Source organism: Paenibacillus sp. HJGM_3 (assembly GCF_045062745.1).
In the GTDB taxonomy this organism is placed as follows: Bacteria; Bacillota; Bacilli; order Paenibacillales; family NBRC-103111; genus Paenibacillus_AA.
The window spans coordinates 48,564-70,136 of sequence record NZ_JBJGED010000020.1; the positions used below are offsets into that span (position 1 = coordinate 48,564).

Sequence of the window (21,573 nt, forward strand, 5' to 3'; positions counted from 1 at the left end):
CCGATGGCAATTTTGGCTCCTTCGATCTTGTCGGCCGATTTCGCCAAGCTGGGCGAAGAGATCCGCGACGTCGAGCGGGGCGGCGCCGACTGGATTCATGTGGACGTCATGGACGGGCATTTCGTCCCGAACATTACGCTGGGGCCTGTCGTAGTCGAGGCGATTCGTCCGCATACGAAGCTGCCGCTGGACGTGCACCTCATGATCTCGAATCCGGATGCGTATATCGAATCGTTCGCCCGGGCGGGCGCCGACCTAATCTCGGTACACGTCGAGACGTGTCCGCATCTGCATCGGACGCTGCAGCATATTAAGGCACAAGGCGTACAGGCCGGCGTCGTGTTGAATCCGGCTACCCCTCTATCGACGCTCGAGCACGTCCTATCCGATGTCGATCTCGTGCTGCTCATGACCGTCAATCCGGGGTTCGGGGGGCAGCAGTTTATTCCGGCGATGCTGGACAAGATCGCCCGGCTGAGCCGGATGCTGGCGGAGCGTGGACGCTCGGACGTGCATCTGGAAGTGGATGGCGGCATCAACGAAGAGACTGCGCCGCTCGTCGTCCAAGCCGGGGCAGGCGTGCTGGTGGCAGGCAATGCCGTATTCGGGATGCCGGACCGCGCCGCCGCGATGGAGCGCATCCGACAGAGCGCGACGGCCGCGCAGAAGGGAGACGGACAGCTTGAATAACTTGAAGCTCATTTTGTTCAGCTTCTTGGCGGGGCATCTGCTGCTCATTTTTTCTTGGAGCGGCACGTCCATTTTCCGTTATATTTATTCGCTCGGCGCGCTGTTTCTGGGCATCTATTTTTTCCGTACTTACGAGTCGAAGTGGAGACGCATCTCCTTCATCCTCGTCGCGTTGTTGTTCTATTTTATCCTCACCGTCGTCTATGTAGTCGTGGGCCGGATTCCGATTCTGAATTTGGAGCCGCCGGGAGCCGCCGTGTAGGCCGTATGTTTCGAGTATGTTTCCCCTCATAGCTGCATATGAATAGCTACAGGAGCCGAAGCCCTGTAGTTTTTTTCTTTATGGTCAGGCACTTTTGCAGAGCTGGAGGAATAAGATTTAGCAAATGGCTTAAGGAGGGGTAGAGGTGAAATTTTATACGATCAAGCTACCGAAGTTTCTGGGCGGATTCGTGAAGGCGATACTGGGTTCTTTCAGCAAAAACTGATTCCACATAGGCAATTCGTGAGTGACAGGGATCCTTACTGTTATACTTATGCATGTCTGGTTGAAGGGGTACGGTCGCCAGAGGCGGCGTATGATGCCGAATCGGGACGCAGGCCCATTAAAGGTTATTCCAAGGCGCAGCCCCTTTGCCGGGGCCCCGAATAAAAAAAGCACCTCCGGCTGAAGGTGCTTTTTGTCTATGCGTGGCCGGCGGAAGCCGTCCGCATCCGTTACACGCGAACGATCTTGCCGGATTTCAGAGCACGAGTGCTCACATACACGCGCTTCGGTTTACCGTCCACCATGATACGAACCTTTTGCACGTTCACACCCCAGGTGCGCTTGGTCCGGTTGTTGGCATGGGATACGTTGTTGCCTTTGTGAGGGCCTTTTCCAGTAATAAAGCATTTGCGGGACATATTAAAACACCTCCTAACCTGACTTCAAGTGCTGCTCATTTATTCCGAAAACATACTTTAATATAATAGCATACCCACTTTCCGGTAGTCAATCACAAGTGTTGGTTCAGTTGCATTTCTTTCTTGGGTCGATTATAGTAAGATGAAAAGACATCTCACAATGGATGTCATGAATGCCAACCTACACAGCGTATTCCGTTGAAAGGATGAAGCATGCCGATGCAAATCAAGGGCGAATTGGGCACGATCTACGTAACGAATGAAGTCATCGCGGTTCTGGCCGGTTCTGCGGCGCTGGATTGCTATGGCCTTGTGGGCATGGCTTCACGCAAACAGCTGAAGGACGGCATCGCCGAGCTGCTCGGGCGGGAGAACTTAAGCCGAGGAGTCGAGGTCCGGGTCGAGCAAGACCAAGTACATATCGATCTCCATATCGTCGTCAGCTATGGTACCAAAATCTCGGAAGTCGCGCATAACGTGCAATCCAAGGTCAAATACATCTTGAATGAAGTAGTCGGACTGAAAGTCGATTTTGTCCATATTATAGTCCAAGGGGTCCGCGTATCGCGATAGGAAGGGGATTTCTTCTTGAGTAAGCGCTTTAATTTCATAAACGGGTCCGATTTCACCCAGATGGTATTGCTGGGCGCGGGGAACTTGCATGCGAATGCGGCGCGGGTCAATGCGCTGAACGTGTTTCCCGTTCCGGACGGCGATACCGGCACTAACATGAACATGACCATGACTTCAGGCGTGGAGGAACTTAAGAAAAAAACGTCTTCGCATCTCGGCAGAAGCGCCGAAGCTCTGTCGAAGGGCCTTCTCATGGGCGCGCGAGGCAATTCGGGCGTCATTCTGTCTCAGCTGTTCCGGGGCTTCGCCAAGTCCGTGCAAGAAGCGGAGAAGATCGGAACCGATCAGTTCGCGGCTGCCCTGCAGAACGGCGTGGACACCTCTTACAAGGCGATCCTGAAGCCGGTCGAAGGCACGATTCTGACCGTTGCCCGCGAAGCGGCCAAGCATGCGACCGCCTATGCACGCCGGACGGACGATGTGCTGGAACTCATGACCGAGGTGCTGAACAAGGCCAAGGAAGCGCTCGCCAAGACCCCGGAGCAGCTCCCGGTGCTGAAGCAGGTCGGCGTAGTCGATGCCGGCGGTCAAGGGCTCGTCTGCATCTACGAGGGCTTCGTCGCCGCTCTTCAGGGTGGAGGAGGAGCCGAGATCCCGGATGCGGAAGTGTTAGCGGACCATGGAGCCGGCGGGAATGGAGCCCAGACGGACGCATTGGAGAAGCTGCGACAAGCAACCCACGAAGCGCACGTTCACAGCGCACAATCGCTCTTGTCCGCCGAGGACATCGAATTCGGCTATTGCACCGAATTCATGGTTCAGCTCGATCCGGCCCGGATGGGCAATCGGACGTTCGATGAGAGAGGTTTCCGTTCCGATCTGGAGAAGCACGGGGACTCTATTCTTGTCGTGTCCGACGACGACCTGGTGAAGGTTCATATCCACGCGGAATATCCGGGCAACGTGCTGACGATGGCGCAAGCCTATGGCAATTTGATCAAAATCAAAATCGATAATATGCGGGAGCAGCATGCCCATATTCTGTCGCATGATTTCGAAGGGGACATGCGCGGAAGCGGGCCGGCCGCCATATCTGACGGCTCGGAGGCCGGCGCCGAAGCTCGTGAAGCCCTGAAGCCGTTCGGATTCGTGGCGGTGTCGATGGGCGGGGGGATCGCGACCATTCTGGAGAGCCTCGGCGCGGATGTCGTTCTCTCCGGCGGACAGACGATGAATCCGAGCACGGAAGATATCGTCAATGCGGTGATGGAAGTGCCGGCATCCACCGTCTTCGTGCTGCCGAACAACTCCAATATCATCATGGCCGCTCAGCAAGCCAAAGAGTTGGTGGACAAGGAACTGATCGTCATCCCGTCCAAGACGATCCCGCAAGGGATGTCGGCGCTGCTCGCATTCCAGGAGAAGGCGAATGCGGTCCAGAATACGGAGGCGATGAACCGGGCGATCGCCGGCGTACAATCCGGGCAAGTGACGTATGCGGTACGCGATACCCAGATCGACGGTTTGGACATCAAAGAAGGGGATTATCTGGGCCTGCACAATAATCGGATCGTCGCCTCGAACCCGGATTTGCTTCAAACCTGCCGGTCGCTTCTCAGTTCTATGGCAGCTGAGGGCGGAGAGATCATAACGATCTTATCGGGAGAAGATGCCCCGGGTGCCACGACCGCCGAGCTGGTCGACTGGCTGGGTACGGAATATCCGGATGTCGAAGTGGAAGTGCATCAGGGCGGACAGCCTCTGTACTACTATATATTCGCGGTAGAGTGACTTTGAATTCGAATGGAGGAAATAGGGGGATGGCTAACATTCGGATCTTGACCGACAGCACGTCCGATATTCCGGAGCCGATTCGCCGGGAATACGGGATCGAGATGGTCCCGCTCAAGGTTCATTTCGACACGGAGACGTATTATGACGCCGTGACGATTCAGCCCGAGCAGTTTTACGAGAAGCTGAAAACTTCTTCGTCGCTACCTACGACGTCGCAGCCCTCGCCTGTGGATTTCGTGGAAGCGTACAAGCAGGCCGGCAGCGGACCGGACAGCCAGGTGATCGCGTTCACGCTGTCTTCGGCGCTGAGCGGAACGTACCAGACCGCGGTACTCGCCCAGTCCATGCTGGACGAGCAGGTCGATGTGACGGTGATCGATTCCAAATCCGCTTCCTACGGGTTCGGCATGCTGGTCGTTGAAGCGGCCAAGGCGGCGCGGGACGGGAAGAGCAAGGAAGAGATCGTGGAGCTGGTGCACCAAATTCGGAAGGAGACCCGCATCTACTTCCTCGTGGATACGCTCGAATATTTGCAAAAAGGGGGTCGGATCGGCAAGGCGTCCGCCTTGTTCGGCGCGCTGCTCAACATTAAGCCGATTCTGACGATCGATACGGATGGCCAGGTCGCTCCAGTGGACAAAGTGCGCGGCCAGAAAAAAGCGATCGCCCGTATCCTGGAGCTGCTGAAGGATGAGTTCGGGGATCGCGAGCTGCTCGCTACGGTAGCCCATGCAAATGCGCCCGAGGCGGCCAAGGAATTCGCCGCGACTCTGCAGGAACAATTTCAAATTCGCACCATGTCCTACACTACGGTCGGACCTGTTATCGGCACTCATGCGGGTCCCGGGACGCTGGCCGTCTTCATGGTTCCCGCTCGATGAACGGTCTCGGAGCCTCCGCGCATCCGGATCTGTTCGCCATGCCGCTCACGTTGGTGCGAGGCGTCGGGCAGCAGAAGGTGCAGGATTTGGAAGCGCTAGGCATTTACTCGATCGGGCAGCTGATCGAGTATTTTCCTTTTCGATATGAAGATTACCGGATTCGCGAGCTCGCTGAAGTGAAGGACGGGGAGAAGGTGACGGTGGAAGGCACCGTTTACAGCGAGGCGGTGCTGCAGCGCTACGGCAAGAACAAGTCCCGGCTGTCGGTCCGCGTCCTGTGCGGTTCGATCATCCTGACGGCGGTCTGGTTCAACCGGCCGTTCTTGAAGGATCGACTGGCCGCGGGACAGGCCATCATCCTGACCGGCAAGTGGGATCTTCGCCGGAAGCAGATGACCGTCACCGAGTCGGAGTTTCCGGGCGCCGCCAGCGCCCGGTCGGGGACGCTGCAGCCCGTCTATTCCGTAGGCGGGCCGGTCACCCAGGCGTGGATGCGCAAGGCGATCAGCCAGGCGCTCGCTCAATTCGGCACGCTGATCCCCGAGGTGCTTCCGAAGGAGCTGATGGACCGGTACGGGTTCCTGCCGCGACGGCAGGCGATCCACGCGCTGCATCATCCGGAAGAGGTGGAGTCCGGCCGGGAGGCACGCCGCCGGATGGTGTACGAGGAGCTGTTCTTCTTCCAGCTGAAGCTGCATGCGTTCCGGGCATTGCAGCGCAAGCGTTCGGACGGGGTGGCTCACGAGTTCGACGCGGAGGCGGTGCGGCAGTTCGTGCGCGCGCTTCCGTTCGCGCTCACCGACTCGCAGAAGAAAGTGATCGCGGAGATTCTGCACGACTTGAAGCAGCCCTTCGCAATGAACCGGCTGCTGCAGGGCGATGTGGGCGCCGGCAAGACGGTTGTCGCCGCCGTCGCGCTGTATGCCTGTGTGCGGGCGGGGGCGCAAGGGGCGCTGATGGTGCCGACGGAAATTCTCGCCGAGCAGCACAAACGCTCGCTCGAACGGCTGTTCGAGCCGTTCGGGGTCGCGGTCGGGCTGCTCACCGGGAGCCTGACCGACCGTCAGCGCCGCGACACGATCGCTTCGCTCCATATGGGCTTGATCGATATCGTCGTCGGCACTCACGCCCTCATCCAGGATGATGTGCTGTTCCGCAAGCTGGGGCTTGTCGTGACCGACGAGCAGCATCGCTTCGGAGTCAATCAGCGCAGTGTTCTGCGGAGGAAGGGGCTGAATCCCGACGTCCTGACGATGACGGCTACGCCGATCCCGCGTACGCTCGCGATCACCGCGTTCGGCGACTTGGACGTGTCTACGCTGCGCGAGCTGCCAAAGGGGCGCAAGCCGATCCAGACGTATGCCGTAGGGCTCGACAAGCTGGAGCGCGTGCTGGGTTTTATTCGCCGCGAAGTGCTGCAAGGGCGGCAGGCATACGTGATCTGTCCGCTCATCGAAGAGTCGGACAAGCTGGATGTGCAAAACGCGATCGACGTCCACACCCAGATGAGCCACGCGTTCCCCGAGTTCCACGTGGGGCTGCTGCACGGACGGCTCACGACGGCCGAGAAGGACGACGTCATGCGCGAGTTCAGCGAGAATCGGGTCCAGGTGCTCGTCGCGACTACGGTCATCGAGGTCGGGGTCGACGTGCCGAATGCGACGCTGATGGTCATCTACGACGCCGTCCGGTTCGGCTTGTCGCAGCTGCATCAGCTGCGCGGACGGGTCGGGCGGGGGGAGCATCAGTCTTACTGCGTGCTGATCGCCGATCCGAAGAACGAGACCGCGAAGGAGCGGATGCGTGTTATGACGGAGACGAACGACGGGTTCGAGATCGCCCGGCGGGATCTGGAGCTGCGGGGCCCCGGCGACTTCTTCGGCACGAAGCAGAGCGGGATGCCGGAATTCAAGGTCGCGGATATGATGAGCGACTTCGAGACGATGGAGACGGCGCGTGACGACGCCGCCGAGCTCACGGCCCGCCCGGACTTCTGGACAGGGGCGGCGTACTTGACGCTGCGGGAATTCCTGCAACGGGAGCAAATATTGGACGGAGAATCGCTAGACTAAGGTCGGGTTCTCCCGCGTTGCCGCTACATGAATGTCACGGGACGGGCTTATGCCGCATACAATGGAGAATGACGTTCTTCGGAGGTGTCGGCGTGAGTTATACGAGTTACGGGATCGAACGCGAGTTGGTGGAGCGCGTCAAGCAGAAGATGAAGCACCCGCAAGTGAAAGAACGGGTCAAGATGACGCTGGAAGGCATAACGAAGTATGATTTGCAGGATAAGACGAAAATCCGGCTCTTGGTCGGACAATTGTCGAAAGTGTTGAACGAACCGCTCACGGCGAAGCAAGCCGAGAATATCGTGCAGTTTGTGTACGATATGAAGATCGACCCGAACAACACGTTCCATTTGATCAAGCTCTGGGGTATGTTTCGATGAAACCGAATAAGCCGGCTCTCTCGAGGAAGAGGGAGCCGGCTTATTTGATATGTTGCGTATTTTTCAGAAGAGCATCGGGATTTCTTCGATGCATTCCGGCGTGTCGTTCTTGACGTTGCCAACCTTGGCGTTAACCGGATAGGCGCGCATTTGCTCGGCCGGATACGGCTTCAGCAGCTGGAGCAAACCGTTCGTATCCCGATTGCTCCGATCGAGCCAGGCCGCCTCGTCTTCGGGACGGACGATCACCGGCATTCGGGGATGGATCCCTCCCACCAGCTCGTTCGCATCTGTCGTGATGATCGTGCACGTGCTCAGCTTCGACCCTTCCGGTGTGACCCATGTGTCGTACAATCCGGCCATGGCGAACAGGGCGCCGTTTTTCAGCATTACGCGCATGGGCTGTTTCGCGGAGCCGCCCTCAGCCGCTTTCCATTCGTAGAAGCTGTCCGCCGGGATGAGGCACCTTTTGCGTTCCAGTGGGGTTCGGAATGCCGGCTTCTGTGCCAATGACTCCGACCGGGCATTGATCATCGTGAATCCGATCTTGCTGTCATTCGCCCACGCAGGCACGAGCCCCCACTTGAGCTCCCCCGCCCGGTTCCGCTCTCCGTCATGGATAATGGCCGTGATCAGCTGTCCCGGCGCGACGTTATACTTGGGGCGGTAATAAGGGAACGAGCTGCGGTCCATGGCGAACCGCACGACCAGCTCCTCCAGCGAGACCGTTATCGTATATCTGCCGCACATGCATCCATTCCTCCTGCCCGTTGTCCGATGAGGTTCAATAATAACTCTAGACTCGTTTCGTGAAAAAAGTCAACTATTCCAGCATTCGCCTATTGAAACCGGAATATATGTTCGGTATTCTGGATATAGTAATTACGGGAACGGATGTTCTTATACCCGAGAGGCGGAGGGGTTGGCATGCTGAGCTTCGATCGATATATTGGCTATACTGTCGAGTTGATCTATATGGACGGGTTGGAGCGGATTACACAACGGATGGTAGTCGTGCAAAAAGTGCGGGGGGATGTCTTGGATGTCTATTGCCTGCAGCGTCGCCAGCCGCGCCGGCTGCGCCTGGATCGGATCTTATCGGTAAGAAAGGTAGGCGACCGGCGGATCAGTTAGCAAGAAAAAATAGGGGAACAGGCGTTCTTTTATTATTGACGCAAACGTTTGTTCGTGTTATGATAAACACATCAGATCAGAACAAATGTTTGGGAGTGATTGACTCATGAACGCTGTATCCAATATGTCCGGTTATTCCACTCAACATCGCGACGGTTCCGCTTACGGAATCTCTTCCTATACGCCTACTCCTTCTCGTATCCGCACCCACAGTCAGTCAACGCCGTCTGTCCGTGCCCGCCAAGGTCGCTATACGATGTTGTCCTTGAAAGCGGTTCGACTGTATATGCTTTGCGCCGCGATTCTGGTCAGTTTCTTCATGGGCGTCATCGTCCATATGGTATCCGGCGGCGACGAAGTCCAGGCCGCCTCGATTCTGCCTAACTCGGCCCAAGCGTCTACTGCTGCGCCGGCTGCGCAGCCTGCCAGGCAGCAAGTGCTCGTGGGCCCTGGGGATACGCTCTGGTCGATCGCCGAAGCTCACGTGTCTTCCGGTCAAGACGTCCGCGCCTATATCCAGAAGCTCAAACAAGTCAACCGTCTCAGCTCGAGCGCTCTGCAAGCCGGCCAAGCCCTTTATTTGCCTTAATGCTTGACGTACCGCCTGATGGCACAAGCCAATATCCCCTTGCTTACATAAGCTATAGTCGAACGATTTGTTCGGGTATGGCTTTTTTGATTTTTCTCTGCAGAAGGTGACTGTACCTAAGGATGCCCGTCATACTTAGCAAGAGGTAACGCCCAGAGGGGACGTAGCTCAAAAGAGGGCACAGGGATGGAGTGGAGAAGCGCCAGCGGTCGCCTTTGAAATCGGGTGCTCACCATAGAAAACTAGAATCCAAGGAACCTGATTTCAACAGCGATCGGAACCCAGCCCTGTGCCCTCCCCCCGCGCGAACGTAACGGACTCGTCTCAACCTTTCCATCCGTAATGCTGCAAACTTGACAATAGGTTTGGAATAATGGCAAATTAATAGAGACTGTTCGACGATACTGAACGGATGTCACGCACAAGAGGAGACCTGCACGATGATCAACGACGAGATGATCGCCCGCATTAACGAGCTGGCGCACAAGGTGAAAGCCGGTCCATTGTCGGATGCCGAACTGGAAGAACGCAATGAGCTCCGCAAGCGATATATAGAAGCGTTCCGAACGTCTTTGCGGTCCCAGCTGGACACGATCGAATTCGTGGACGAGCCGGGCGGCAAGCCCCACAAGCCCCAATTGAAGCCCAAGAAACGCTAGTAAATGAAGTAGGGGGAGTCACACATGTCCCGTAGCTGGGAACGGATGGTTGCGAAAAACAAGAAACAAATCAACAAAAAACGGGTGAAGCTGGGTCAGCCCCGGATCGACGATTCGCCTCGCGAGCAGATGGACACGTTTTATGGCCGGAGCTGGTTTCTACCGGCGTTGTTCGTCGCGATCTCGGCGTTTTTCGGCACGATCTCGGTCGCCTATTACGAAGACAACACGATGACGTGGGTCATGATCGCGGCTTACCTCGCGCTTGGCGTCATGTATTACTTGCGCAGGCCGTACTTGAAGGTCGGCAAATCCCAGATCGCTACGAAAAAAATGGGCGTGGAGCGTGCCTTGAGAGCCGATGAGATGGAATCGATCTCGGTTCAGCCGGGTAGCGTTACGATCAAGCTGAAGCACAAAAATACGCGCTGGGTGTTCACGAAGTTCCAGAACCTGTACGACATTCCAGCGATGGCGGCGAAGCTGAAGCAATTCGCTCAGCAGCATCAAGTGCCGTTCGAGGACAATGGCGGAACTGCCAGCAAAGCCGGTTAAACACACAATGGGGAGCTAGGGGAGAAGAGAAGCATGGCGATTCGAGCGGTACTGTTTGATTTGGATGATACGCTGTTATGGGACGAGCGCAGCGTACGGGAGGCGTTCGAAGCGACGTGTGCGGAGGCCAAGCGGGAAGCTGGGGTTAACCCAGAAGAGCTGGAGCATGCCGTTAGGCGAGAGGCGCGGGCGCTGTATGAATCGTTCGAGACGTTCCCCTTCACGAAAAATATCGGCATTAACCCGTTTGAAGGCTTGTGGGCCAACTTCACCGGAGGCGAGCAGCCGGAGTTTCGAAAGCTGGAGCGGCTCGCGCCGGGGTATCGGGCCCAGGCGTGGACACGTGGACTGAAGGCGCTGGGGGTGGACAACACAGCGCTGGGGCTCCGGTTAGCCGAGCAGTTCCCCGCGGAGCGCCGGTCACGTCCGATCGTATATGAGGAGACGTTCCGCGTGCTGGACGAGCTGAAGGGCCATTTCCGGCTGCTGCTGCTGACGAACGGAGCACCGGACCTGCAGCAGGAGAAAATCGACGGGGTCCCGCAGCTCGCGGGCTACTTCGATCAGATCGTCATCTCCGGGACGTTCGGGCAAGGCAAACCGGCGGAGGCGATCTTCCGCCATGCTATGGAGCTGCTGTCGATCGGTCCGGAAGAAGGGGTGATGGTCGGGGACAAGCTGACCACCGATATTAAAGGCGCGAACGGAGTCGGCATGCGGTCCGTCTGGCTGAACCGCCACGGGATCGATCGGACCGACGAAATTGTACCCGCCTATGAAATCGCCAGCTTAAACGAGCTGTTGACGATCGTAAAAGCATGAGAAAAAACCCGCCGTCTCTCTCGGAACGAGAAAGTCATGCGGGTTTTCTGCGGCTATACGTTCCGTGATCATTTACGCCTTTTGGAACGCCGGGTCGTCGTACGGCTGGGCAATCCAGCCATCGGTTTCGATGAACAGCCGGACGGCTACGATTTGCTTGTTCTCCATCAAGGTGAAGAAGTGCGGCTTATTCTCGGGTACCGAGATCACGTCGCCGGCTTCCAGCTCGACATCGAAGTAGCCGACATCGTCCGTGCCTTTAATGATGAAGATGCCTTTGCCGGCCGTGATGGCGCGAATTTCGTCTTCGGTATGCGTGTGCACCTGCTCGAACTTTTTCAGGAGCTCCGGCAAATTCGGGTTTTCCTCCGAGAGGGAGATCAAGTCCCAGATCTTGTAACCGCGGCGGGCGGCCAAATCCCGGATTTCCTCGTCGTAGGTTTGCAAAATTTGCGCTTTCTCCTCGTCGGTTAGGACGAATTTCTCTTGCAGGTTAGGAGCGAGCTTGGATTTATCCCAGTGCTCATACAACACTTCCTGGCGCTCCAGGAACGATTTCACATTGTGTTCGCCTTGAATGCGTTCATTCGTGGCGCGAATCCGTATCTCAGCCATTGAAATCCCTCGCGATCATAAGAATTATTGGATCAGTTAGTATGTATTATAGACGATCTGACTGGGGATGTCGATGTAGCGGCATAAGATGAACCGATAAATCCGATAAGATAACTATATATTGGACTGGCTTTTCGAAAATGGCCGATTCTGGTACACTAAAGGTTAACTTGCCGCCTTAGCAAAATCACGTGCTTCGCCGAACGGAACGCATGTGCAGTCAGGTTTCATAAGGTTCAACCGAGTAATAATGGTGGATGGAGAGAAGGAGTGGTCGCGATGCAGAAGCTGGCTTTGGCCGAGCAATTAAAAAATAAAATTATGGTGCTGGACGGCGCGATGGGGACGATGATCCAGCAGGCGGATTTGAAGGCGGACGATTTCGGCGGGGAGGAGTATGAGGGCTGCAACGAGCTGCTGTGCGTGACCCGTCCGGACGTGATCTCCCGCATTCACGAGCAGTACTTGGAGGCTGGGGCCGACATTCTCGAGACGAATACGTTCGGCTCGACCAGCGTCGTCCTCGCGGAATACGACATCCAGGAACGGGCGCGCGAGCTGAACTTGGCTGCGGCCAAGCTCGCCGCTCAGGCCGCCCGCAAATATTCGACGCCCGAATGGCCGCGCTATGTGGCGGGGGCGATGGGGCCGACCACGAAGACGTTGTCCGTTACCGGCGGCGTGACGTTCGATCAACTGATCGACAGTTATTACGAGCAAGCCCTGGCGCTCATCGAAGGTGGAGTCGATGCGCTGCTGCTGGAGACATCGCAGGATACGCTGAACGTAAAAGCCGGGAGCATCGGAATTCGCAAAGCGTTCGAGACGCTGGGCGTAAAGCTGCCGATCATGATTTCGGGTACAATCGAACCGATGGGCACGACGCTCGCGGGCCAGAACATCGAGTCGTTCTATATTTCGCTGGAGCACCTGAACCCGATCTCGATCGGGCTCAACTGCGCGACCGGGCCTGAGTTCATGAAGGATCACATTCGTACGTTGTCCAACATCGCCAAGACGGCCGTCAGCTGCTACCCGAACGCGGGCTTGCCGGACGAGAACGGCCAGTACCACGAATCGCCGACCTCGCTTGCGCTGAAGCTTCGCGGGTTCGCCGAGCAAGGCTGGATCAACATCGCGGGCGGCTGCTGCGGGACGACGCCGGCTCATATTCAGGCGATTGCCGAGACGATGAGAAACTTTGAGCCGCGTGCTCAGCAAGGCAACCATCCACCGGCGGTGTCCGGCATTGAGACGGTGTACATCGAGGCCGAGAATCGGCCTTATATGGTCGGGGAGCGTACGAACGTACTAGGCTCGCCGAAGTTCAAGCGGCTGATCGCCGAAGGGAAATTCGAGGAAGCGGCCGAGATCGCCCGGGCCCAGGTGAAAGGCGGAGCGCACGTAGTAGACGTGAGCCTGCAGGATGCCGAGCGGGACGAAGTCACGGACGTGGAAGCATTCATGAACGAGCTGGTCAAAAAAGTGAAAGCTCCCGTCGTTATCGACACCACGAACCACCTCGCGGTAGAGGCGGCCCTGAAATATACGCAGGGGAAGGCGATCATTAACTCCGTTAACTTAGAGGAAGGCGAAGAGCGGATCGAGAAAATCGTTCCCCTCGTACATCGTTACGGAGCTGCGCTCGTCTTCATGTGTATCGACGAAGAAGGGCAGGCGGTCTCGAGCGACAAACGGTTTGCGGTAGCCAAACGCGGCTATGAGCTGTTGACGCAGAAATACGGCATTCCCGCGGAAGACATTATTTTCGACCCGATGGTGTTCCCGGTCGGAACCGGCGATACGCAGTACCTAGGCTCGGGAAGCGAGACGATCGAGACGGTGCGGAAGATCAAAGCGGCGTTCCCGGAATGCCACACGATCATGGGCGTCAGCAACGTGTCGTTCGCCCTGCCGCCGGCCGGCCGGGAAGTGCTGAACTCGATCTACCTGTACCACTGCACGAAGGCCGGACTCGACTATGCGATCGTCAATACTCAGCGCCTCGAGCGCTATGCCTCGATTCCGGAAGAGGAGCGCCGCCTGACGGAAAATTTGATTTTCAACACGAACGATGAGACGCTCGCCGAGTTCGTCGCCCACTTCCGCGAGAAGAAGGTCGAGAAGAAGGAGAAAATCTCCAACCTTTCGCTCGAAGAGCGCCTGGCCTCCTATGTCGTGGAAGGAACGAAGGAAGGGCTCCTCCCGGATCTGGAGCTAGCGCTGCAGAAATATGCGCCGCTCGAAATCATCAACGGTCCGCTCATGCGCGGGATGGAGGAGGTCGGCCGGCTGTTCAACAACAACGAGCTGATCGTCGCCGAAGTGCTCCAAAGTGCGGAAGTGATGAAGGCGTCCGTCGCCTACCTGGAGCCTCTCATGGAGCGCAACGAAAGCGCTGTGAAGGGCAAGATTCTTCTCGCCACGGTGAAGGGCGACGTGCACGACATCGGGAAAAACCTCGTCGAGATCATTCTCTCGAACAACGGCTATCAGATCATCAACCTGGGGATCAAGGTTCCGCCGGAGCAGCTGATCGAGGCGTACCGCAAGGAAAAGCCCGATGCGATCGGCTTGTCCGGACTGCTCGTGAAGTCGGCGCAGCAGATGGTCACGACGGCGCAAGATTTGAAGGCGGCCGGTATCGACGTGCCGATCCTCGTCGGCGGCGCCGCCCTGACGCGCAAATTCACGCGCACGCGCATCGCGCCGGAGTACAACGGCCTCGTCGTGTACGCGAAGGACGCAATGGACGGCCTCGACATCGCGAACAAGATCAGCGATGCCGATCAGCGGCAGATTATGATCCAAGAGCTGAGAGAGGCGATTCAGTCGGATGTGATGGAAGCCGGCTCCCGTGTCAAGGACGGCGAGGCGAAGCCGACCCGCGCGGCTCGCTCCATGGTCGCGAAAGACGTGCCGGTATATATGCCGCCGGATCTCGATCGTCACGTGCTGCGGGATTATCCGGTCGACCACATCTTCCCGTATGTGAACATGCAGACGCTGCTCGGCCATCACCTCGGGCTGAAGGGCAAGGTCGAGCAGCTGCTCGCCGCCCGCGATCCGAAGGCGGTGCAGCTGCGCGAAGTGATCGACGAGCTGTTCGTGCAGGCGAAGGCGACGGGCACGCTGCGGGCGCAAGGCATGTACCGCTTCTTCCCGGCGCAGTCGGACGGCAACGATATTCTGATCTACGATCCGCAGGACACGACCAAGGTGCTGCACCGGTTCAGCTTTCCCCGCCAAGACGTCGAGCCGTTCCTGTGCCTCGCCGATTTCTTGCGATCGGTCGACAGCGGAGAGATGGACTACGTCGGCTTCCTCGTCGTTACCGCCGGCCAAGGCGTTCGCGAGCTGTCAAACGATTGGAAGGACAAGGGCGACTACCTGCGCTCGCATGCGCTGCAGGCGTTCGCGCTGGAGCTGGCCGAAGGGTTCGCCGAGCGCGTGCATCATATGATGCGCGACGTGTGGGGCTTCCCGGATTCGCCGGAGCTCACGATGCAGCAGCGCTGGGGCGCCCGCTACCAAGGGATCCGCGTCTCGTTCGGGTACCCGGCGTGTCCGAACCTGGAAGACCAGGAGCCGCTCTTCCGCCTCATGCAGCCGGAAGATATCGGCGTCAACTTGACGGAAGGCTACATGATGGAGCCGGAAGCGTCCGTGTCGGCGATGGTATTCGCCCATCCGGAAGCCCGTTATTTCAATGTCGACAAGGCCTGATTCAGGCTGTTATCCCATAAACTAAGAAAGGACGACCCGGAATGGACCTGTATTTTCTCGGAACGGGGGCGGGGATGCCGTCCAAAGGCCGCAACGTGACCTCGATCGCCCTCCGTCTCGCCGAGGAGCGGGGGACGTTCTGGTTGTTCGATTGCGGCGAAGGAACGCAGCACCAGGTGCTGAATTCCCCGCTAAAACTGGGCAAGCTCGAGTATATCTTCATTACTCATCTTCACGGGGACCATATTTTCGGGTTGCCCGGGCTGCTCTCGAGCCGCTCCTATCAAGGCGGTGACACGCCGCTTACGCTCTTCGGTCCGCCGGGGATCCGTACGTACTTGGAGACCGCGCTTACGCTCAGCCAGACGCACCTGGCCTATGAGCTGAAGGTGCAAGAGATCGCAGGCGGCATCGTGTTCGCCGATGATCAATTCGAGGTCACCGCCGCGGAGGTGGAACATCGCATCGCGTGCTTCGGCTACCGCGTCCGCGAGCGCGATCGTCCAGGCAAGCTGGACGAAGCGCGCCTGCGGGCGGACGGGGTACCCGCCGGGCCGCTATACGGCCGGTTGAAGCGCGGCGAAGACGTCGCGCTGGACGACGGCCGGATCGTGCGCGGTGCGGATTATGTCGGGGCGCCGATCGCGGGGCGTACCGTGGTCATCATGGGCGACACGCGGCGCTGCACGGCGGCGGTCGAACTGGCCCGCGGCGCCGACGTGCTCGTGCACGAGGCGACGTTCGCCGCGGACCTGTCGCCCATGGCGCAGCAGTATTACCACACGACGTCGACTGGCGCTGCCGAGGTAGCGGCGGAGGCGGGTGCGAAGGCGCTCATCCTGACGCACATCAGCTCCCGATATGCCGGTGAAGAAGCGGAAGCTCTGGCAGCGGAAGCGCGAAGCGTGTTTCCCAACACGGTCGTCGCCTACGATCATACGGTAGTTTCAGTGCCATTCGGTTCGGAACCATCAGAGGAGGAGCGAGAATGAAGGGAACTGTGCCGCTTACGGTGGTATTGGAGCCTAAGCCGCCCTACGATTTCTCCCGCATGGTCCGCCGTTTGGAAGGCGTAGGGCACGAGCTGTACCGATATGAGGATGGCGCGCTTGTACGGACGATCCGGGTCAATGGCTCCGTCTATGGCGTTCGTATGCGCTCCGAAGGGACTGTGGAACAGCCAAGGCTCGTGATCGAGGTGTCTGGCAGCGGAAGTGCATCCCTGGATGCATCCACGGACCGGATGGCGATCACGGCTCATCTCAAGCGCATGCTGTCGGTCGATACGGAGCTGGACGGCCTGTATGAGAAGCTGGACGCCGATCCGCAGCTCGCCTTGCTTAGCCGGCGCTTCCACGGCTTCCGGTTCATTCTCGAGTCGGACCCGTTCGAGTGCATGATTAAGACGATTATCGGGCAGCAGCTGAATTTGTCGTTTGCCGCTACATTAAACCGCCGCCTGATCGAAGCGGTGTCCGAACCGTTCGAGATGAACGGCCGGCTCTATCCGGTGTTCCCTTCGCCGGAGCAAGTGGCCGCGTTAACGGTGGATCAGCTGAGGGAGCGGCAGTTCAGCCAGCGGAAGGCGGAATACGTCATTCATTTCGCCCGAGCGGTAGCGGAGGGGACACTCCCATTCGATGCAGCGGCGCTGGACATGATGACCAACGACGAGCTCATGGAGCGGCTGCTTCCGTTCCGAGGGATTGGCCGGTGGACGGTGGAATGCTTCCTCCTGTTCGGCCTGGGCCGTCCCGACCTGCTGCCTGCGGCCGATATCGGGCTGCGCAACGGGCTGCGCCATCTGTACCGGATGGAGCATCAGCCTGCCGAAGATGAGGTGCGACAGATCGGAGCGGCGTGGTCCCCCTGGTCGAGCTATATCACTTACTATTTGTGGGAAAGCTTAAAGGAGAAAGACCTGCACGGCTAACTGTCAATAGGCAGAAGCATAGTTCCGGGTTGCGTCATATAATGTGGCGAGACCTGTTTTTTGTCAAAACCGCACCGCCCATTTTTAAATATGCAAGTCTGGAGGGATCCTCGTGACCAAATTTCATCTGATAGGGATCAAAGGGGCCGGCATGAGCGCCCTGGCGCAAGTGCTGCACGATATGGGGCACGATGTTCAAGGGTCTGACATAGACACTTATTTATTCACCCAAGCGCCGCTGGAACAGAAGCACATTCCGCTGCTGCCGTTCGACGAAGGCAATATTCATCGTGACTCGACCCGTTGCATCATAGCGTCCAATGCATTCAAGGATGACCACCCCGAAGTGGCTGCCGCCGTTCGCGAGGGAAGGCCCTTTTATCGCTACCATCATTTTCTTGGGGAATGGATGAAACGGTTCACGACCGTAGCCGTTACGGGGGCACATGGGAAGACGTCGACGACCGGCATGATGGCCCATGTGTGCAAGGCGGTTCAGCCCACTTCCTACCTGATCGGAGACGGCACGGGGGCCGGAGTCCCGGACAGCACCCATTTTATATTCGAGAGCTGCGAATACCGGAGACATTTCCTCGCCTACTCGCCGGACTATGCGATCATTACGAATATCGATTTCGACCACCCGGACTATTTTAAAGGAATCGAAGACGTCACGGCGGCCTTTCAATCGATGACCGATCAGGTTGGCAAGCATGTGATCGCGTTCGGCGACGACCCGAATGTGCGTTCGCTTCGATGTCGCGTGCCGGTGCTTCACTATGGGTTCGGGGAACGTAACGATCTTAGAGCGATTGATCTGCAGGTGGAGGGTGACGGCCTCTCCTTCGTAGCGAAGCTGCGCGACCACTCGCTCGGCCGGTTCATGATTCCCGGCTTCGGCAAGCATAATGTGCTCAACGCGTTGGCGGTGCTCGGTGTCTGCATCTTGGAGGACTTCAACCTGGATGTCGTACGCGATCAGATGGCGACGTTCGGCGGGGTGAAGCGCCGGTTCTCGGAGAAGCGTCTTGGGGACAACGTCCTGATCGACGATTACGCCCATCATCCGACGGAAATTCGCGCCACGCTCGATGCGGTTCGTACAAAATATCCAGACCGGAAGGTCGTGTCGGTATTCCAGCCGCATACGTACTCGCGTTTGGAGAAGTTCATGGACGACTTTGCCGATTCGCTGTCGGGTTCGGACGAGGTGTACTTGTGCGGCATTTTCGGCTCCGCCCGGGAAAATCAAGGGAACATCTCGATCGAGAACCTGATGGAGCGAATCCCGTCCTCCCGGCTCATCTCCGAGCAGAACATCGATGTGCTGCGGGACTATCAAGAGTGTGTGCTGCTGTTTATGGGTGCCGGGGATGTGCAAAAGTATCAGGAAAAATACGAGAAGTCGGTCAAATAAAAACGGAAGGTTCTCGTTCGAGAGGACCTTCCGTTTTTTATGCGTGATGGCGCCTTATTGAACTTTGACTGCAGTTCCGCTTACGGCGACCATGAGCATCCCTTCCCGGATCACTTCGTAGTCGATGTCGATCCCGACGATGGCGTTCGCGCCTAACCGGGCCGCAGAAGACCGCATTTCTTCGAAAGCTACCTCGCGCGCTTCCTTCAGCTTGTTCTCGTATGCCCCGGAGCGCCCGCCTACGATATCGGTGATCGAAGCGAAAATGTCACGGACAATGTTGGCCCCCATAATCGCTTCGCCGGTGACGATGGACACGTACTCGACGATTTGGCGTCCTTCTACGGTTGGGGTCGTGGTAATAATCATGATCAGTTCCTCCTGAGTTCAGGCGTATGACTGGCAGCCCGATTTCTGTATTTACGATACCCCTATTGATACGAAACCATCATAAAAAAGTTGCAAACCCCCCGGAGTCGTCGTATAACAAGAGAAGAGTTTTCAATAGCGATCGAGTATGAGGGGTTGTTGGGTTGAAAGGGCTGGCGATATTATTCGGTTTTTTTTGGGCGGGCACGATCATTCATCAAACGACAGGAATCCCGCTGCCAGGCAATGTAATTGGACTGGCGTTGTTCACGGCGGCGCTGTTCACCGGATTGGTGAAGCTGGAGTGGGTAGAGAAGAGCGCGCAGCTGCTCTTGAAGCATATGATGCTGTTCTGCGTGCCGGTTATCGTAGGGACGATCGCGTTCGTGCCAGTCATCGTCAACAATGGGGTACCGATCGTGCTTAGTCTGGTATTGAGTACGATAGTGACGATGCTCGTGACGGGATGGGTGACGCAAGCGGGGGCGAAGCGGACAGCCGCAAAGACGCGTACTGCGGAGCCGACCGAGCTGAAGGAGGCCGTCGCATCGGAAGCCGCGATTGGTACGACGATGGCGGAGAAGACGCAAGGGGGTGCGCTATGAACCCGATCGAATGGGGGGCGAACCCAGTATTCGGCGTGTCGGTTACGCTCATCGCGTATGTGGCGGCACTTGGTTTGCAGCGCAGATGGCCGTGGCTGAACGCTATGTTTATTTGCTGTCTTGCGATCATCCTCTTGCTCGTCCTTAGCGGCATCCCGTACGAATCGTACAAGGTCGGCGGGGACATGATCGCGTTCCTCTTGGGGCCGGCCACGGTGGCCCTCGGCGTCCCGCTCTACAAGCACGCGAAGGTGCTCATCGCCCGGATGCGCAGCGTCTTGTCCGGAATCGTAGCCGGATCGCTGTGCGGCATGTTCACGAGCGCCTGCTTCGTCTGGCTGGCCGGAGGCAACCGCGAGCTGCTGATGACGATCATGCCGAAGTCGGTCACGTCGCCGATCTCGATGGAGATTGCCCGCCTGTTCGGCGGGATTCCCGAGCTGGCGGCGGTGTTGACGGTCCTCACCGGACTGTTCGGCAGTATGTTCGGTCCGGCGCTCTTGAGACTCGTCGGTGTGACCGACGGCTTGGCGATTGGAGCCGCGATGGGCACGTCCGCGCACGGCATCGGGACGTCCCGCGTGATTCAGGAGTCGGAATTGCAAGGGAGCGCCAGCGGGTTCGCGATGGGAGCGGCCGGGCTCATCTCCACGTTCGCAGCGATGCCGATCTACTATTGGATGCACCCTTGACAAAGGCTGCAGCAACCGTCCGAAGGGGCGGTTTATTTTTTTTGGATAAGTTCCCGTAAACACAATAAAACCTTTACAACTAGAAAACGCCGATTTTACGTTTGCCTGCTAAGCTAGCTGGAGGAACTGAGTTAGAGGCTGCCAATAGCCGCATACATGAAGGAGGAATTTGCATGGATACAGGCAGTCATTTGCTGTTCGGGGCGACATTGGCCGGATTGGCCTACTTGGATCCGGCGGTGGCGCATCATTCCGGCATCGGATTGGCCTTGATAGCCGGAACGATGATCGGCTCTCATGCACCGGATCTTGATATGGTAGTACGTTTGAAAAGCTATTCAGCCTACGTGAAACATCATCGCGGCCTTTCGCATTCGATTCCCGCTTTATTTCTATGGCCGCTCGTGATCGCCTTCCCGTTGGCCCTGATCTTTCATGTGATGCCGCTGGCCGGGCATCTCTACTTCTGGACGATGATTGCCGTCATGCTGCACGTACTGCTGGATTTGTTCAATGCCTATGGGGTCCAATGCGCCCGCCCATTCTCCAACCGATGGCTGCATCTGGACACCCTGGCACTGTTCGAGCCGTTCCTGATCGTCCTGCACGTGTCCGGTCTAGGGTTATGGCTGTGGACGGATTTGTCTCCGGGGCCGCTGTTCGCATGGATTTACGGACTTACATTCGTCTACATGGCATGCCGGTATTGGCACCGTCGTTTCATTGCGAGAGCGGTGAGGGAGGTGCTCAAGATGTCTGGCCGTGTCAAGCTTGTGCCTGGGTTGTACTGGTTCAAGTGGCAATACTTGATGGAAGACCAGGATTACTACTACACCGGTCATGTACGCTACAAGCATGTTACGGTTCAAGACAAGTACGAACGTGCTCAGAACCATTTGGTAATCGAAGCGACCAAGGGGACGGATGGAGTACGGGCATTTTTGCAGCTCGCTCAGAACATCCACGTTAGGTTCACGGAACGGGAAAACGGCTACGAGGTACAATGGAGGGACGTGAGGTTCTGGCACAACCAGAAGCTGCCGTTCGGCGCGGACGTGATTCTGGACCGCAATCTGAACGTAATCAGCGACCGCGTGGGGTGGAACAAGAAGTACTGGGACCCGCCCTATGTATGAAAATAACGAAACTCCCGTCCTCATG

General features: G+C 57.6%; 24 protein-coding genes. 20 read left to right on the plus strand and 4 right to left on the minus strand.

Annotation, left to right across the window (positions count from 1 at the left end):
- The first annotated feature begins 3 nt into the window (after positions 1 to 3).
- From rpe to spoVM, 3 genes are all read left to right on the plus strand, one after another.
- Positions 4 to 690 (plus strand): ribulose-phosphate 3-epimerase, encoded by a 687-nt coding sequence (gene rpe / locus ACI5FR_RS20965; RefSeq protein ID WP_405457915.1) that lies wholly within the window; start codon positions 4 to 6, stop codon positions 688 to 690.
- Entirely contained in the window at positions 683 to 952 is a 270-nt protein-coding gene (locus tag ACI5FR_RS20970; RefSeq protein ID WP_405457917.1) for a hypothetical protein, read from the plus strand. The genes rpe and ACI5FR_RS20970 overlap by 8 nt, the downstream gene beginning before the upstream one ends.
- A 145-nt stretch (positions 953 to 1,097) precedes the next feature.
- Positions 1,098 to 1,178, plus strand: a complete 81-nt coding sequence (gene spoVM / locus ACI5FR_RS20975; RefSeq protein WP_127584398.1) for a stage V sporulation protein SpoVM — start codon at positions 1,098 to 1,100, stop codon at positions 1,176 to 1,178.
- Positions 1,179 to 1,407: 229 nt separating this feature from the next.
- Here the strand turns inward: spoVM and rpmB are convergent, their stop codons facing one another.
- The gene (gene rpmB, locus ACI5FR_RS20980) at positions 1,408 to 1,596 is read right to left on the minus strand and encodes a 50S ribosomal protein L28 (RefSeq protein WP_405457918.1); all 189 of its coding nucleotides are present in this window, start codon (positions 1,594 to 1,596) and stop codon (positions 1,408 to 1,410) included.
- Positions 1,597 to 1,809: 213 nt separating this feature from the next.
- On the opposite strand from rpmB, the gene ACI5FR_RS20985 reads away from it, so the two are divergent.
- The 5 genes from ACI5FR_RS20985 (at position 1,810) to ACI5FR_RS21005 (ending at position 7,296) form a co-directional block, all read left to right on the plus strand.
- Positions 1,810 to 2,169: an Asp23/Gls24 family envelope stress response protein gene (locus ACI5FR_RS20985; protein ID WP_405457920.1), complete on the plus strand. Its 360-nt coding sequence runs from the start codon at positions 1,810 to 1,812 to the stop codon at positions 2,167 to 2,169.
- A 60-nt stretch (positions 2,170 to 2,229) separates the two neighbouring features.
- A complete protein-coding gene (locus ACI5FR_RS20990) occupies positions 2,230 to 3,960 on the plus strand; it encodes a DAK2 domain-containing protein (RefSeq protein WP_405458126.1) in 1,731 nt (576 codons plus the stop codon).
- A gap of 29 nt (positions 3,961 to 3,989) precedes the next feature.
- Positions 3,990 to 4,844 carry a DegV family protein gene (locus ACI5FR_RS20995; RefSeq protein WP_405457921.1) on the plus strand — a complete coding sequence of 285 codons (855 nt, stop codon included), beginning with the start codon at positions 3,990 to 3,992 and terminating at the stop codon, positions 4,842 to 4,844.
- Positions 4,841 to 6,916, plus strand: coding sequence for an ATP-dependent DNA helicase RecG (gene recG / locus ACI5FR_RS21000; protein ID WP_405457923.1), 2,076 nt, complete (start codon positions 4,841 to 4,843; stop codon positions 6,914 to 6,916). Before ACI5FR_RS20995 ends, recG begins: the two co-directional genes overlap by 4 nt.
- A 92-nt stretch (positions 6,917 to 7,008) precedes the next feature.
- The gene (locus tag ACI5FR_RS21005; RefSeq protein WP_405457926.1) at positions 7,009 to 7,296 is read left to right on the plus strand and encodes a stage VI sporulation protein F; all 288 of its coding nucleotides are present in this window, start codon (positions 7,009 to 7,011) and stop codon (positions 7,294 to 7,296) included.
- Between the two features lie 63 nt (positions 7,297 to 7,359).
- Here ACI5FR_RS21005 and ACI5FR_RS21010 read toward each other — a convergent pair whose 3' ends face one another.
- Positions 7,360 to 8,046, minus strand: a complete 687-nt coding sequence (locus ACI5FR_RS21010) for an SOS response-associated peptidase (protein WP_405457928.1) — start codon at positions 8,044 to 8,046, stop codon at positions 7,360 to 7,362.
- A 177-nt stretch (positions 8,047 to 8,223) separates the two neighbouring features.
- On the opposite strand from ACI5FR_RS21010, the gene ACI5FR_RS21015 reads away from it, so the two are divergent.
- The 5 genes from ACI5FR_RS21015 (at position 8,224) to ACI5FR_RS21035 (ending at position 11,055) form a co-directional block, all read left to right on the plus strand.
- Positions 8,224 to 8,430 (plus strand): hypothetical protein, encoded by a 207-nt coding sequence (locus ACI5FR_RS21015; protein ID WP_405457929.1) that lies wholly within the window; start codon positions 8,224 to 8,226, stop codon positions 8,428 to 8,430.
- A gap of 106 nt (positions 8,431 to 8,536) precedes the next feature.
- On the plus strand, positions 8,537 to 9,019 hold the full coding sequence (locus ACI5FR_RS21020; RefSeq protein ID WP_405457931.1) for a LysM peptidoglycan-binding domain-containing protein: 483 nt from the start codon (positions 8,537 to 8,539) through the stop codon (positions 9,017 to 9,019).
- 440 nt (positions 9,020 to 9,459) lie between these two features.
- On the plus strand, positions 9,460 to 9,678 hold the full coding sequence (locus ACI5FR_RS21025) for a DUF896 domain-containing protein (protein ID WP_405457933.1): 219 nt from the start codon (positions 9,460 to 9,462) through the stop codon (positions 9,676 to 9,678).
- Positions 9,679 to 9,702: 24 nt separating this feature from the next.
- Positions 9,703 to 10,233, plus strand: a complete 531-nt coding sequence (locus ACI5FR_RS21030; RefSeq protein WP_405457936.1) for a hypothetical protein — start codon at positions 9,703 to 9,705, stop codon at positions 10,231 to 10,233.
- 33 nt (positions 10,234 to 10,266) lie between these two features.
- Entirely contained in the window at positions 10,267 to 11,055 is a 789-nt protein-coding gene (locus ACI5FR_RS21035) for an HAD family hydrolase (RefSeq protein WP_405457937.1), read from the plus strand.
- A gap of 72 nt (positions 11,056 to 11,127) precedes the next feature.
- On the opposite strand, the gene ACI5FR_RS21040 is transcribed toward ACI5FR_RS21035, so the two are convergent.
- Positions 11,128 to 11,670, minus strand: coding sequence for a 1,2-dihydroxy-3-keto-5-methylthiopentene dioxygenase (locus tag ACI5FR_RS21040; RefSeq protein ID WP_405457939.1), 543 nt, complete (start codon positions 11,668 to 11,670; stop codon positions 11,128 to 11,130).
- A gap of 279 nt (positions 11,671 to 11,949) precedes the next feature.
- Here ACI5FR_RS21040 and metH point away from each other — a divergent pair, with 279 nt between their 5' ends.
- From metH to murC, 4 genes are all read left to right on the plus strand, one after another.
- Positions 11,950 to 15,396: a methionine synthase gene (gene metH / locus ACI5FR_RS21045; RefSeq protein WP_405457941.1), complete on the plus strand. Its 3,447-nt coding sequence runs from the start codon at positions 11,950 to 11,952 to the stop codon at positions 15,394 to 15,396.
- Between the two features lie 41 nt (positions 15,397 to 15,437).
- Positions 15,438 to 16,388 carry a ribonuclease Z gene (gene rnz / locus ACI5FR_RS21050; protein ID WP_405457942.1) on the plus strand — a complete coding sequence of 317 codons (951 nt, stop codon included), beginning with the start codon at positions 15,438 to 15,440 and terminating at the stop codon, positions 16,386 to 16,388.
- Entirely contained in the window at positions 16,385 to 17,329 is a 945-nt protein-coding gene (locus ACI5FR_RS21055) for a DNA-3-methyladenine glycosylase family protein (protein WP_405457944.1), read from the plus strand. Before rnz ends, ACI5FR_RS21055 begins: the two co-directional genes overlap by 4 nt.
- A gap of 112 nt (positions 17,330 to 17,441) precedes the next feature.
- Complete coding sequence (murC, locus tag ACI5FR_RS21060; RefSeq protein ID WP_405457945.1) at positions 17,442 to 18,746, plus strand: UDP-N-acetylmuramate--L-alanine ligase; 1,305 nt, start codon at positions 17,442 to 17,444, stop codon at positions 18,744 to 18,746.
- Between the two features lie 54 nt (positions 18,747 to 18,800).
- On the opposite strand, the gene ACI5FR_RS21065 is transcribed toward murC, so the two are convergent.
- Positions 18,801 to 19,115, minus strand: coding sequence for a heavy metal-binding domain-containing protein (locus ACI5FR_RS21065; protein WP_405457947.1), 315 nt, complete (start codon positions 19,113 to 19,115; stop codon positions 18,801 to 18,803).
- Positions 19,116 to 19,279: 164 nt separating this feature from the next.
- On the opposite strand from ACI5FR_RS21065, the gene ACI5FR_RS21070 reads away from it, so the two are divergent.
- The 3 genes from ACI5FR_RS21070 (at position 19,280) to ACI5FR_RS21080 (ending at position 21,548) form a co-directional block, all read left to right on the plus strand.
- Positions 19,280 to 19,720 carry a CidA/LrgA family protein gene (locus ACI5FR_RS21070; RefSeq protein WP_405457949.1) on the plus strand — a complete coding sequence of 147 codons (441 nt, stop codon included), beginning with the start codon at positions 19,280 to 19,282 and terminating at the stop codon, positions 19,718 to 19,720.
- The gene (locus ACI5FR_RS21075; RefSeq protein WP_405457951.1) at positions 19,717 to 20,412 is read left to right on the plus strand and encodes an LrgB family protein; all 696 of its coding nucleotides are present in this window, start codon (positions 19,717 to 19,719) and stop codon (positions 20,410 to 20,412) included. Before ACI5FR_RS21070 ends, ACI5FR_RS21075 begins: the two co-directional genes overlap by 4 nt.
- Before the next feature lie 173 nt (positions 20,413 to 20,585).
- On the plus strand, positions 20,586 to 21,548 hold the full coding sequence (locus ACI5FR_RS21080) for a metal-dependent hydrolase (RefSeq protein WP_405457953.1): 963 nt from the start codon (positions 20,586 to 20,588) through the stop codon (positions 21,546 to 21,548).
- Positions 21,549 to 21,573 lie beyond the last annotated feature (25 nt).